At 64.3% G+C, this 13,785-nt stretch carries 10 protein-coding genes; 5 read left to right on the top strand and 5 right to left on the bottom strand.

Annotation, left to right across the window (positions count from 1 at the left end; translation table 11 throughout):
• Positions 1-162 precede the first annotated feature (162 nt).
• From ACE10W_RS25555 to ACE10W_RS25545, 3 genes are all read left to right on the top strand, one after another.
• Positions 163-1,965 (top strand): caspase family protein, encoded by a 1,803-nt coding sequence (locus ACE10W_RS25555; protein ID WP_161534376.1) that lies wholly within the window; start codon positions 163-165, stop codon positions 1,963-1,965.
• Positions 1,965-3,818, top strand: coding sequence for a caspase domain-containing protein (locus ACE10W_RS25550; RefSeq protein WP_370204525.1), 1,854 nt, complete (start codon positions 1,965-1,967; stop codon positions 3,816-3,818). The genes ACE10W_RS25555 and ACE10W_RS25550 overlap by 1 nt, the downstream gene beginning before the upstream one ends.
• A gap of 341 nt (positions 3,819-4,159) precedes the next feature.
• Positions 4,160-5,485: an LVIVD repeat-containing protein gene (locus ACE10W_RS25545; RefSeq protein ID WP_370204523.1), complete on the top strand. Its 1,326-nt coding sequence runs from the start codon at positions 4,160-4,162 to the stop codon at positions 5,483-5,485.
• Between the two features lie 5 nt (positions 5,486-5,490).
• Here ACE10W_RS25545 and ACE10W_RS25540 read toward each other — a convergent pair whose 3' ends face one another.
• Complete coding sequence (locus ACE10W_RS25540; RefSeq protein WP_370204521.1) at positions 5,491-6,852, bottom strand: ABC transporter substrate-binding protein; 1,362 nt, start codon at positions 6,850-6,852, stop codon at positions 5,491-5,493.
• A 202-nt stretch (positions 6,853-7,054) separates the two neighbouring features.
• Between ACE10W_RS25540 and ACE10W_RS25535 the strand changes: the two genes are divergently transcribed.
• Complete coding sequence (locus tag ACE10W_RS25535; protein WP_369525301.1) at positions 7,055-8,908, top strand: ATP-binding protein; 1,854 nt, start codon at positions 7,055-7,057, stop codon at positions 8,906-8,908.
• 55 nt (positions 8,909-8,963) lie between these two features.
• Here ACE10W_RS25535 and ACE10W_RS25530 read toward each other — a convergent pair whose 3' ends face one another.
• Together ACE10W_RS25530 and purB are read right to left on the bottom strand one after the other, a co-directional pair.
• The gene (locus ACE10W_RS25530) at positions 8,964-10,136 is read right to left on the bottom strand and encodes a M20 aminoacylase family protein (protein ID WP_011088437.1); all 1,173 of its coding nucleotides are present in this window, start codon (positions 10,134-10,136) and stop codon (positions 8,964-8,966) included.
• 129 nt (positions 10,137-10,265) lie between these two features.
• A complete protein-coding gene (gene purB, locus ACE10W_RS25525) occupies positions 10,266-11,573 on the bottom strand; it encodes an adenylosuccinate lyase (RefSeq protein WP_375762051.1) in 1,308 nt (435 codons plus the stop codon).
• 543 nt (positions 11,574-12,116) lie between these two features.
• Between purB and ACE10W_RS25520 the strand changes: the two genes are divergently transcribed.
• Positions 12,117-12,704: a TetR family transcriptional regulator gene (locus ACE10W_RS25520; protein WP_028173393.1), complete on the top strand. Its 588-nt coding sequence runs from the start codon at positions 12,117-12,119 to the stop codon at positions 12,702-12,704.
• Between the two features lie 15 nt (positions 12,705-12,719).
• On the opposite strand, the gene ACE10W_RS25515 is transcribed toward ACE10W_RS25520, so the two are convergent.
• Positions 12,720-13,025 carry a hypothetical protein gene (locus ACE10W_RS25515; RefSeq protein WP_038967604.1) on the bottom strand — a complete coding sequence of 102 codons (306 nt, stop codon included), beginning with the start codon at positions 13,023-13,025 and terminating at the stop codon, positions 12,720-12,722.
• A 105-nt stretch (positions 13,026-13,130) separates the two neighbouring features.
• A complete protein-coding gene (locus ACE10W_RS25510; protein WP_011088434.1) occupies positions 13,131-13,784 on the bottom strand; it encodes a response regulator transcription factor in 654 nt (217 codons plus the stop codon).
• Between the last annotated feature and the right edge of the window lies 1 nt (position 13,785).

Below are 13,785 nucleotides of genomic sequence, written 5' to 3'. Positions count from 1 at the left end.
ACGCTCCCCCGCTCGATCATGATGGTCGTTCGAGCCCCTGTGTGACTAATGTCACATATGGAAGAATTGGCATTCGGCCATACTCCGAATAGTCTCATGGAATTGCATCCGGGGGGACGCAAAGTGATTCCGCTTCGGCTATTTGCTTTGTTGATATTTGCGATGGGCCTAGCCTGCGGACCGGCGCATGCCGACCGGCGGGTCGCGCTCATCATTGGTAATTCCGCCTACAAGAGCGCGCCGAAGCTCGGCAATCCCGTGAACGATGCCACCTTGGTTGGCGGCATGTTCAAGAAAGCCGGCTTCGATTCCGTGGACGTCAGGCTTGATCTCAGCGCCAGCGAGATGCGGCGCATGCTGCGAGAGTTCGCCGGCAGGGCGCGCGACGCGGACATGGCGGTGATCTACTATGCCGGCCACGGCATCGAGCTCGACGGCAACAACTATCTCATTCCGACGGATGCGACACTGGAGACCGACGGCGACGTTCTCGACGAGACTATCCCGGTCGAGCGTGCGCTGTTCGCGGTCGAGCCGGCCAAGCAGCTCCGTCTCATCATCCTCGACGCCTGCCGCGACAACCCCTTCTCAAAGACCATGAAGCGCACGCTGGCCTCGCGCGCGATCGGACGCGGCCTGGCCAAGGTCGAGCCGACCAGTCCCAACACCATGATTGCCTTCGCGGCCAAGGCCGGCTCGACCGCGTCCGACGGCGACTCCCGAAACAGCCCGTTCGCCACCGCGTTGGTCGAGCACCTGCCGAAGCCGGGCCTTGATCTGCGCAAGGCCTTCGGCTTCGTGCGCGATGACGTGCTCAAGGCTACCAGCTACAAGCAGGAGCCTTATGTCTACGGCTCGCTCGGCGGCGACGACGTGCCGCTGGTCCCGACGCGCCCGATTGCGACCGGTCCACAGGCCAATCCGCAGGATGCCGTGCGCAGGGACTACGAGCTCGCGCTCCAGCTCGCCACGCGTGATGGCTGGGAAGCGTTTCTGGCGCAATATCCCGACGGATTCTATTCCAACCTTGCCAAGGGCCAGTTGAACAAGATCGCCGCCGAAGAGACGCGCGCGGCGGCCGAGCAAAAGGCCAAGGCGGCGGAGCAGGAGAAGACAAGGCTCATTGCCGAGCGCGCCCAGAAGGCCGAGCAGGAGAAGGCGGTCGCGGCGGCCAGGGCCGCCGAAGAGGCGCGGGTTGCCGCAGAGAAGCAGAAGCAGATCGAGCAGGCGCGGGCCGAGGCCGCCGAGCAGCAGCGCAAGGTCGCCGAGGCAGCAGCCGCGAAAGCACTGGCCGAGAAGCAGGCCGCGGAGAAGGCGAAGGCCGAGCTCGCCGCCAAACAGGCCGCCGAGAAGGCGGAGCAGCCCGCTAAGCCGACGGCTGATCGTCAGATACCAGAGGCGGAGCAAAAAGTTGCCGCCCTTTCGCCCGCGCCAGCATCCACATTGTCGGCGGCCGATCTGGCAAAATCCGTGCAAAGCGAGTTGCGCCGCGTCGGTTGCCTGTCCGCCGCTGCCGATGGCGACTGGAGCGCCACCTCGCAGCGCTCGCTGACGCTGTTCAACAAATATGCCGGTACCCAGTTCGACGTGAAGCTCGTCAGCGTCGACGCACTCGATGCGCTCAAGGCGAAGCCGGGACGAGTTTGTCCGCTGGTGTGCAATTTCGGCTTCAAGGCCGACGGCGATCAATGCGTGAAGATCACCTGCCGCGCCGGCTATCGCGTCGGTGACGACAACGAATGCGAGAAGATCCCGGAGAAGAAGCCGGTCGCGACGCGGGACGATTCGAGGAGGCGGGACGCGGATCGAAAGCAAACGGAGGCCGCCCCGTCGGCGCCGCAGGCTTCAGGACAGATGATCTGCAATAACGCCGGATGCAGGCCGATTGCGAAGGGATGCCGGCTCGGAACGACCAATCATCCAGCCACTCCTACGATCAAGATACCCGCCGAAATATGCAACTGATGATGAAGCATACTCTTCGGGCCTGCTCCCTCGTGCTCGGAGTTCTTGCTTATTTTGCTTTCTGCTGCAGCCCGGCGCTGGCCGAGAAACGCGTCGCGCTCGTGATAGGCAATTCCGCGTACAAGAACACGCTGCGGCTCACCAATCCGGTGAACGATGCTGCCCTGATCGGCGACATGTTCAAGAAGGCCGGCTTCGATGCGGTCGACGTCAAAACAGACCTGAACGCCTCCGAGATGCGGCGGGCGCTCCGTGAGTTTGCCGGAAGGGTCCGCGACGCCGATATGGCGGTGATCTATTACGCCGGCCACGGCATCGAGCTCGACGGCACCAACTACCTGATCCCGACCGATGCCGCTCTTGAGACCGACGCCGACGTCTACGACGAGGCTTTGCCGATCGATCGCGTGCTGGTGAGCATCGAGCCTGCCAAACAGCTTCGGCTCGTCATCCTCGATGCGTGTCGCGACAACCCCTTCGCCAAGACGATGAAGCGGACGGTCGCCTCTCGGGCGATTGGCCGCGGGCTCGCCAAGGTCGAGCCGACCAGCCCCAACACCATGATCGCCTTCGCGGCCAAGGCCGGATCGACGGCGTCCGACGGAGATTCCAGAAACAGCCCGTTCGCCACGGCGCTTGCAGACCACCTTCCAAAGCCCGGCCTGGACCTGCGCAAGGCGTTCGGCTTCGTGCGCGATGATGTGCTGAGGAGCACCGCGAACAAGCAGGAACCCTTCGTGTATGGCTCGCTGGGCGGCGATGACGTGCCGCTGGTTCCTGCCAAGCCGGCCGCAACCGGTCCGCAGGCAAATCCGCAGTCTGAGCTCAGGCGCGACTATGAACTCGCGCTTCAGCTCGGCACGCGGGATGGCTGGGAAGCATTCCTGGCGCAATATCCGGAGGGCTTCTACGCGAATCTGGCCAAGGGCCAGCTGAACAAGATCGGCGCCGAAGAGACGCGCGCGGCAGCTGAACAAAAGGCCAGAACGGCCGAGCAGGAAAAGGCGCGGCTGATTGCCGAGCGCGCCCAGAAGGCCGAGCAGGAGAAGGCGGCCGCGGCGGCCAAGGCCGCCGAAGAGGCGCGGATCGCGGCGGAAAAGAAAAAGGAGATCGAGCAGGCGAGGGCTGAAGCGGCCGAACGCGAGCGCAAGGTGGCCGAGGCGGCGGCCGCGAAAGCGCTGGCCGAGAAGCAGGCCGCGGAGAAGGTCAAGGCCGAGCTCGCCGCGAAGCAGGCCGCCGAGAAGGCGGAGCAGGCCGCAAGGCCGGCGGCCGATCGGCAGATGCCCGAGGCCGAGCAAAAACTTGCGACGCTTTCGCCCGCGCCGACATCGACATTGTCGGCGGCCGATCTGACGAAGTCGGTGCAAAGCGAATTGCGCCGCGTCGGCTGCCTGTCCGGCGCCGCGGAGGGCGACTGGAGCGCGGCATCGCAGCGCTCGCTGGCACTGTTCAACAAATACGCCGGCACCCAGTTCGACGCGAAACTTGCGAGCGTCGACGCACTCGATGCGCTCAAGGCGAAGCCGGGACGAGTTTGTCCGCTGGTGTGCAATTTCGGCTTCAAGGCCGACGGCGATCAATGCGTGAAGATCACCTGCCGCGCCGGCTATCGCGTCGGTGACGACAACGAGTGCGAGAAGATCCCGGAGAAGAAGCCGGTCGCGACGCGCGAGGATTCGAGGAAGCGCGACCAAGGCCGGAAGGAAGCGGAATCTGCTACCCCAAAGTCGCAAGCCTCGGGACAGATGATCTGCACTTCTACTGGATGCAGGCCGGTTTCCAAGGGGTGTCGCATTGAGCGAGATCCAAGGCCGGGTAGCGCCGGCATGTCACAAGTGGAGGTGTGCCATTGAACGGTAGCAGGAGGGTAGGCTAACGACACTTTTTTCGTTCTGTGCGTCTGACTGGTTCTATTCCGCGCATCACGGTCCGCGGGTGATTGCGTGAATATCATTCGATCTGTTTGTGCATTGATGTTTGCAGCTTTCTTCGCCTGCGCGCCCGCGCAGGCCGAGAAGCGCGTTGCGCTCGTCATCGGCAATTCCGCCTATAAGAGCGCGCCGGCACCGCTGATGCGAGCTCAGTGATGGCTGGCCGGACCAGAGAAGTTCGCGATTGAGGTGAGGGCGGACCGCGAGGCTTGCATGCCTCGCCGCAAGCGCGCATCATCCCCCAAAAAACTGGGGGGAAATCGATGCGCCAGTTCTCTCGCCGCCGTCACCTTCAGCAATTGTCGGGCGTGTTCGGATCCGCCGCGCTGTCCGGGTGGTCGAGGTCCGCATCGGCGTCAGAGGCGGAGATTCCGCTCGAAGGTATCGGCAAGGGCATCCAGCACATCTCCTACAGCGACATCGGCGGCCGGCCTGACAGCGTGCAGGTGATGTTCAACCGGCAACACGTCTATGTCGGGCATATGTTCAGCGACGGCGTGACGATCCTGGATGCGACGGATCCGCGCGCGCTGAAGCCGGTCAGTTTCTTCACCGCGGGGCAATACACCCGCACCCACCATTTGCAGGCGGCAGAGGACCTGCTGCTGGTTGCGAACGGCGCCAACATCGTCGCGATGCAGTCCTACGACAACATGCGCGGCTATTTCGAGAACACGCTGGTCGACAGCATCACCAAGGCCAAGAAATTCCGCTGCGGCCTCTCGATCCACGACATCTCGAAGCCGAACGAGATGCGCGAGATCGCGTTCCTCGAAATGCCCGGCTTCGGCATCAACCGGCTGTGGTGGCCGGGTGGCCGCTATGCCTATGTGTCGGCGCATTTCGACGGGTTCACCGACCACATCCTGTGCGTGGTCGATCTCAAGACCATCACGAAACCGGAGATCGTCGCGAAATGGTGGCTGCCGGGCATGAACCGCGCGGCCGGCGAGCCGGCGACGCCCAAGGGCAAGCGCTTCGCGCTGCATCACATGATCACGGCGGGTGATCGCGGCTATGCCGCCTGGCGCGATGGCGGCTTCACCATCCACGACATCAGCGATCCCGCAAATCCAAAGCTGTTGTCCCACATCAACTGGTCGCCTCCCTTCGCCGGCGGCACGCATACGCCGCTGCCGCTGCCCAAGAGACAGCTCGCGATCGTCGCAGACGAAGCCAATGCGGAGAAATGCGCCAAGGGCCTGTTCCACACATTCGTTCTCGACGTGCGCGCGCCGGAGAATCCGGTGCCGATCGCAACCCTGCCGACCCCGCGCGACCGTGATTTCTGCACGAACGGCACCTTCGGCCCGCATAATCTGCACGAGAACCGTCCGGGCTCGTTCCAGAGCGAGGAGACGATTTTCGCGACCTACAACAATGCCGGCGTCAGGGTGTTCGACGTCAAGGACGCCTTCGCACCGAAGGAGGTCGCGTACTGGGTGCCGCCGACGCCGAAGAAGCTCGTCGACCCGCGCCCGAACATCGGGCTCGCAGCCAAGACCTGCGACGCCTATGTCCGGCCCGACGGGCTGATGTTCGTCTCCGACTGGAACGCCGGCATGCACGTGCTGCAATATCAGGGATGAGGTGGCTACCCGCGGATCGCCGCGTTGGCCCTTTCGGCAGCGCCCGTCATCGCATCCTTCGCCGATTTCGCGCCGTTGACCACTTCATTCACGCCGATCATGAAGGCGTCCAGGATCAGTCTCGATTGCGGATGGAAAAGAACTGCCTTGGCGCGGTCGACGTCGGCATTCTGCAAGTTTGTCAGCGCCGCCTCGGCGGCCTGCGGGCCGAACGCCTTCTTGAAGCCCTCGCTCGACCAGGCCGACACGCGTGTCGTCGCCAGCCCCGCTGCGGCGGTCCGCAGCGAGGTCGCCTTGCTCGTCGCCCAGAGCAGGAACAGGAAAGCCGCCCGCTTGTTTCGAGATCTGGAATTGATGCACGCCTGCCAATGCGACATGAAGGGGACGGGTCCGCGACCGGCGAGATGCGGAAAGGTTGCAAACCCGGCCTGGTTGGCGACGCGGCTTTTCGCGGGATTGGAGATGTCGGTCGCGAAGTTGCTGCTGTCGATCGCCATGGCCGTCCGCCCCTGCAGGAAGTCGTCCAGCACGTGGTACCATTCGTAGCTGCCGACGCCGGCGGGCCCGGCCTGACCGAGCAGCTGTCCGTACATCTCGACGGCCGCGATCCCCTCCGGGCTCGCGAAAGCGACCCTGTTGTGCTCGACCATGGCCCCGCCGTAGGAGAACAGGAAGCCCATGGCTGGCGGAGAGGAATTGCCGCTGGCCTGGGCGCGCATCGCGATCCCCGACATCCCGTTGGTCTTGACCGCCTTGGCGGTGACGAGCAGCTCCTCAAAAGTCTGGGGAACCGGCAGGTCCTTGGCCGCCAGCGCATCGCTGTTGATGAACAGGGTCATTGCCTCCGAGGTAATCGGGACGGCGTACCGTTCGCCGTCCGACCACAGCGGGAAGGCTCGGGCCGTCTTGAGCAGGTCGCTCTCGTCATACCAGGCGGGGTCGGTCAGCGACCTCTGGGAATAATAGCCGTTCAGTGGCTCCACCCATCCGTTCGAGATGCCCTGGCCATAGGTCGTGAACATGAAGACGTCGGGCGTGCTACTGCCGCGAGCGAGCCTGATCGGAAGCGCGCCGAGGTAGCTGGTTTCCAGCTGGAAATCGATGGTGACGTTGATGCCGGTGAGTATGGTGAACTCCGGCAACAGCGGCGTGATCGCATTCGACCACGGATGGATCGCGCCCGAAAGCGCGATCGTCTGTCCCGCAAATTGCTTCCAGTCGATCGCGGCGTTGGCGTAAGCCGCAGCGGTATCCTCGGCAAAGCTCCAGCGCGGCAGCGCGGTCAGGCTCGCGCCAGCCGCCCCCAGTCCCTTGATGAAACTGCGCCGGCTCGCCGGATGGCTCAGTGAGTTTTCACCCTGTGCCATGATGATGCTCCTTGAATCGACCAAGGGCATTCATCCATAGCACACGCACGGGGCCGCAGCCCTGCGACATCACGGCCTTCACGCCTGGCGTACCCGATGAATGTCGGGTTCCCGACCTCCCTATCCGTGCTATTGTCCTATCATGCTCTGGCGTCGGCACCAGAACACGCGCGGTCACACGAGCATCGAAGACCCACGGCCAATGTCCGTTCCTGTTCGGGCCCTGCCTCTGCGATGGTTTGCTCGTCCGCTGATCCTTGCGGTCGCAGTGCTTGTGACCCTGTTTGCCGCGACCAGCTTCCTCGGCCTGCAATATTGGCAGGAGCGGCAAGCAGCTCATCACTTCATCGAACATAGCCGCCAGGTCCTCGAAACGCTCGATCGACTGCGGGCGATCGTCGCGGAACTGGAGACTGAAAGGCGCGGGTATCTCATGACCCTCGACCCCGCCTATCTCAAGGCCTACGGCGTCTCCGACGAAAGCGTGCGGCGGGAGGCTCAGGCGCTGCAGATGTTGGTCGCGGACGATCCGTTGCAGGGCCTTCGGGCCGGGCATCTGGCGCTGACCGTTACAGCCACGCTGCGCGAGATCGACGAGCTGCTGAAGACGGCCGGCACCTCCGGGCTCGCCGCGCTGGCAATGATCCGCAGCATGGACGAAATCCGCTCGCAAATCGACCAGATGGTGGATCACGAGCGCTTTCGGCTCGCCGGCCGGGAGGCGCGCGCCGAAGCATTCGAGCAACGCTGGACCTGGCTGATCGCCGGCGCCGTTGTCCTCGTCGTCGCGCTGGCCGCAGCGGCGCTGGCGCTCGCGCGGCTCGAAGCGAAACGGCGGAGAGAGGCGACCGAGGAGAACATCCAGCTCCAGAGTGATCTTGCAGCACGGGATATCAAGATCAGACGCCTGTTCGATGCCAACATCATCGGCATCATCATCTGGGAAGTCGAGGGGCGCATTCTCGAGGCCAACGATGCATTCCTGCGCATCGTGGGATACGACCGGGAAGATCTCAACGCAGGGCGCTTGCATCGGACCGACCTCACGCCGCCGGAATGGCGCGCCCGCGACGTGCAAACCGTGGCGGAACTGAAGCGGGTCGGGACGGCCCAGCCATTCGAGAAGGAGTATGTGCGGAAGGACGGAAGCCGTGTGCCGGTGCTGATCGGCGGGACCATGTTCGGAGCAGGTACGGAGAATGGCGTCGGCTTTGTCCTCGATCTGACGCCGCTCAAGCGCGCGGAAGCCGAAGGCCGCGAACACGAGCGGCGCTACCGTGAAGCGCTGATGGAGCTCGCGCACGCCAATCGCGTCACCACGATGGGGCAACTAACCGCTTCGATCGCCCACGAAGTCAACCAGCCGATCGCCGCGATCGTGGCGAACGCCGAGGCCGGGTCGAATTGGTTGGAGGCTCAACCGCCAAATCTGGAGCGGGTTCGACAGACGCTCGACTGGATCACAAAGGACGGCATGCGAGCCGGCGATATCATCGGCCGGATCCGGGCGCTGATCAGGAACGCGCCCCCGCAAAAGGAGAATCTGGAGATCAACCAGGCGGTGCTTGAGGTGATCGCGCTGACACGCAGCGAAGCGTTCAAGAACGGCGTGTCGGTGCGAACGCAATTTGCCGAGGGCTTGCCGCCGATACAGGCCGATCGGGTTCAACTTCAGCAGGTGGTGCTCAACCTGATCGTCAACGCGATCGAGGCGATGGCCGCGGTCGGCGAGGGGGGACGCGAGTTGGTGATCAGCACCGGTCGGGATGCATCGGACGGCGTCCACGTCACCTTGCGGGATTCCGGTCCGGGGCTGGATCCGAAGAACGTGGACCGCCTGTTCGAAGCGTTCTACACCACCAAGCCCACGGGCATGGGGATGGGTCTCGCCATCTGCCGCTCGATCATCGAGGCGCATGGCGGGCGGATGTGGGCTGGCGCAAACGAGCCGCGGGGCGCCTTCTTTCAGTTCACCCTGCCTCTCGCGTCAGACGAGAGCGCATCTCGCCCGCTGGAGGCGGATGAGCCAACGGAGCAACGCTCCGCGGCCCGATGACGGGCTCCGCGCAGCCCGGTCCTTTGCGCGAATGTTGCCTGCTGCGAAGCCGGCCTTAACCCGCCGGCATCCTCGTCTCGATCAAGCGCACCCAGAACGAGGCGCCGTGGCCGAGGATGTTGTCGTTGAAGACATAGGACGGGTGGTGGCATTCGTTGCCGTCGCCCATGCCGACCAGCACCATGGCGCCGGGACGCGCCTCCAGCATGAAGGAGAAGTCTTCGGCGCCCATCATCGGGATGAACTTGTCGTTGACGCGCTCGGCGCCGACGATGTCGCGGGCGACGTCGGCGGCAATCCCGGCCTCGCGCGCATGGTTCATCGTCACCGGGTACATCCGTGTGTATTTCGTCTCCGCCGAGCCGCCATAGGCGCGCGCGACGCTCTCTGCGACCTCGCCGATGCGGCGTTCGACCAGATCGCGCACCTCGGGATCGAGCGTGCGCACGGTGCCGCCGAGCTCGGCGACCTCCGGGATGATGTTGAAGGCGGTGCCAGAGTGGAATTGCGTGATCGAGATGACGGCGGATTTGAGCGGATCGATGTTGCGCGCGACGATCGATTGCAGCGCATTGACGATCTGCGAGCCGATCAGCACGCTGTCGACCGATTTGTGCGGACCCGCGCCGGCGTGACCGCCCTTGCCATGGACCGTGATCTGGATGTTGTCGGAGGAGGCGAGCATCGCGCCGGGCGTGGTGGCGAAATGGCCTTCGGGCAGGCCCGGCATGTTGTGCATGCCGTAGACCTCCTGGATGTTCCAGCGCGTCATCAGGCCGTCCTCGACCATGGCCTTGCCGCCGCCGCCGCCTTCCTCGGCGGGCTGGAAGATCACGATCGCGGTGCCGTCGAAATTGCGGGTCTCGGCGAGATATTTTGCGGCGCCCAGCAGCATCGCGGTGTGACCGTCATGGCCGCAGGCGTGCATCTTGCCGGGGACCTTGGAGGCATATGGCACGCCCGAGGTTTCCGTGATCGGCAGCGCGTCCATGTCGGCGCGCAGGCCGATGGTCTTGCCGGAGGCCGATTTGCGGCCGCGGATCACGCCGACGACGCCGGTGCGGCCGATGCCCGTCACCACCTCGTCGCAGCCGAACTCGCGCAAGCGATCGGCGACGATGCCGGCTGTACGGTGGACCTCGTAGAGCAGCTCCGGGTTCTCGTGGAAGTCATGGCGCCAGGCGGCCATTTCGTCGGAGAGGGCGGCGATGCGGTTGACGATGGGCATGAGGGGGATCCGTTTCTTTTGGGTTCTCTCGTCATCCCGGGGCGATGCGTCGCATCGAACCCGGAATCTGGATGTCGTCGCGCGAGATTCCGGGTTCACGCTTCGCGTGCCCCGGAATGACGAGAATAATCAGCTCTCGCCGAACACGCGCTTGAAGATCGTGTCGACGTGCTTGAGGTGATAGCCGAGGTCGAACTGTTCCTCGATCTCGGCGTCGGTGAGATATTTCTTCACCTCGGCGTCCTGCTTCAGGAGCTGGAGGAAGTCGCCTTCGCCGCGCCAGACCGGCATGGCGTTGCGCTGCACCAGCTTGTAGGCGTCCTCGCGGCTCGCGCCCTTCTGCGTCAGCGCCAGGAGCACGCGCTGCGAATGCACGAGGCCGCCGAGGCGGTCGAGATTCTTCTGCATGTTGGCGGGATAGACCAGCAGCTTGTCGATCAGGCCGGCAAGGCGCACCAGCGCGAAGTCGAGCGTCACGGTCGCGTCCGGACCCATCATGCGCTCGGCGGAGGAGTGTGAGATGTCGCGCTCGTGCCAGAGCACGACGTTTTCCAAGGCCGGCGTCACATAGGCGCGCACCATGCGGGAGAGGCCGGTGAGGTTTTCGGACAGCACCGGGTTGCGCTTGTGCGGCATGGCGGAAGAGCCCTTCTGTCCCTCGGAGAAGAACTCTTCGGCCTCCAGCACCTCGGTGCGCTGCATGTGGCGGATCTCGACCGCGATGCGCTCGACCGAGGAGGCGATCACGCCAAGGGTCGAGAAATACATCGCGTGGCGGTCGCGCGGGATCACCTGGGTCGAGATCGGCTCGGGCACGAGACCCATGGCTTTTGCAACGTGCTCTTCGACCCGCGGATCGATCTGCGCGAAGGTGCCGACGGCACCGGAGATAGCGCAGGTCGCGACCTCCTTCCGCGCCGCGATCAGGCGTTCCTTGGCGCGCGAGAATTCGGCGTAGGCATAGGCGAGCTTGAGGCCGAAGGTCACGGGCTCGGCATGGATGCCGTGGCTGCGGCCGATGGTCGGCGTCGTCTTGTGCTCGAAGGCGCGCTTCTTCAGCGCCGCCAGCACCTTGTCGAGATCGGCGAGCAGCAGGTCGGCGGCGCGGGTGAGCTGGACGTTGAGGCAGGTGTCGAGCACGTCGGAAGAGGTCATGCCCTGGTGCACGAAGCGCGCCTCGGGGCCGACGATCTCGGCGAGGTGGGTGAGGAAGGCGATGACGTCGTGCTTGGTCTCGCGCTCGATCTCGTCGATGCGGGCGACGTCGAAGGTGGCGTTCTTGGCCTTCGCCCAGACCGTCCTGGCGGCCTCCTTGGGGATGGTGCCGAGCTCGGCCAGGGCGTCCGCCGCATGCGCCTCGATCTCGAACCAGATCTTGAACCGGGTCTGCGGCTCCCAGATCGAGGCCATTTCCGGACGGGTATAGCGGGGGATCATCTGACGGCTCCAGCAAAGGTGGGCGGGCGGCCCTGAGGGGCGGCACCGGCCAAAATGTTTTTTACGCCGTGATTTAACAGAGCGGGGAGGGCGAAACAAACGGCGGAGGCAAGGTAACGGGGGATGACCACCGGACCCGCCCGCCGGGCGGGGGGCAAAAAAAGTAACTGTCAATCACGGATCATTGACTGACAGATATTGAAATCTGTCAGCGAGACGTGTATATCCGTTCCAGGACGCTCCGATTGGGCGTCCCGCGGCTACCCCCGGAGGCCCCGAGGTCCGAAACAAATACGGATCGAGGGACGAAATTGAAGAGAGGGGACCGTGGACGAATGGAGACTTACGACAATGACGACCGAAATCATCAATTTGACCGGGACGATTGGGCATTGGCTCAATTTACTGGTGGCGCGCCAGATCGCGGCGCAGGCTGCAAAACTGCCTCATTGAGGCGAGAGCATTCCGAACGACCGGCAAGGGCGCTTCGGAAGCAGCGCCATCGCCGGATAAATGAACCCCGAGCGGGAACATGGTGCTGGCATGAATGAAGCCGTTGTCTTGACGCCGGAGCGGATCCTCGAAGTCACCGAGGACGTGCTCAGGCGCTACGGGCTTGCCAAGGCCACCGTGGTCGACGTTGCCCGTGCGCTCGATGTGAGCCACGGCAGCGTCTATCGCCATTTTCCGAGCAAGGCCTCGCTACGCGAGGCCGTTGCCAAACGCTGGCTTGACCGTATCGACGCGCCGTTGCTCCAGATCGCCAGGGAGGAAGGGCCCGCGCCGGTGCGGCTCGACCGCTGGCTGCGCACGCTGTTCGCCGCCAAGCGTTCGCGTGTGCTCGACGATCCCGAGATGTTCGAGACCTATCTCACGCTGGCGCGCGAGGCCTGCGCAGCCGTCAAATGTCACAAGGACACCATGATCGACCAGATCGCGGCGATCCTGACCGACGGCGTGAAGCAGGGCGTATTCGCTGTGGACGACGTCAAGGCCACCGCGCGCGCGATCTTCGATGCCACCGTCCGCTTCCACCATCCGGCCCATGCCGACGAGTGGAAGGACGCCGATCTGCCCGCGCGCGTCGATGCAACGCTCGCGCTGCTGCTGCGCGGGTTGAAGGCGGCATAGACCGCGACGCCTAACTCACCCTCTTGCCTTGTGAAGAAGCGCGCCCTCGCGAACGGAGGGCGAGGCAGTTGCGTGCCTGCGCGGGTGAAGCGCGCCGTTGGCTGCTGGAACGACCGGCGGGCTCTCCGGATATGCATTGACCGCGATTTCGACGACATCCTTTGACCGCTTTCGAAGCCGGTAGAATGTCAGTTCCTGTTCGAGCATGGGGCAGTGGAAGTGGACGACGGCCGTATCGGGCAAGCGGCAGAGTTCGTCGATAAGCTCGCCTACGGTGATGATCGGGGGATGGTCGATTGCCTTGTGATGAGCCTTACTCATGGCGATTCCTCCACTACTACTAACCGGAGCTGGATGGCCTCCGTTCCATCCCGCTCAGCAGATTCAAGAACAACACGTCGCTTGAGGAATCCGGCAGCCCCGCTGCTAGATCTTCGTCAGCCCGCAACTCGCCGCCAGCCGCACGAGCTGCGCGTCCGTGCGCGCGCCGGTCTTGGTCTTGATCAGATAGTGATAATTCTGCACCGTCTTGACGCTGAGATTGAGATGCGTCGCGATCTGCTCGGTGGTGGCGCCGCCGGCGAACTGGCGCAGGATCTCGATCTCGCGTTCGCCCAGTTGATCCAGCACTGAGCCGGTCGGCGACAGGCTGTCGTCGGCCAGGATATGCGCGATGTCGTCGCTCATGGCGCGCTCGCCGCGGGCGACGCTGCGGATTGCATTCACGACCGCGGACGGCTCGCTGCTCTTGGTGACGAAGCCGGAGGCGCCGGCGCTGAAGGCGGCCTTCACCAGCACGGCCTCGTTGTGCATGGTGAAGACGAGGATCCGCGCCCGCGGGCTGCGGGCGCGGATGTTGCGGATCGCCTCCAGCCCGCTGGCGCCGGGCATCGAGATATCGAGCACGACGACATCAGGATCGTGCGCCTTGAAGGCGCCGTAGGCATCCGCGGCGTTGTCGGCTTCCGCCACGACATGGAGGTCACCCTGGCTTTCCAGCACCCGCCGGTAGCCCTGCCGGACGATGGGATGGTCGTCGACCAGCAGCACGGAGATGCCTGTTGCCGCAACCTCGCTCATC

The sequence above is a fragment of the Bradyrhizobium sp. B025 genome (assembly GCF_042257955.1).
In the GTDB taxonomy this organism is placed as follows: Bacteria; Pseudomonadota; Alphaproteobacteria; order Rhizobiales; family Xanthobacteraceae; genus Bradyrhizobium; species Bradyrhizobium diazoefficiens.
This window is presented reverse-complemented; position numbering and strand designations above follow the sequence as displayed.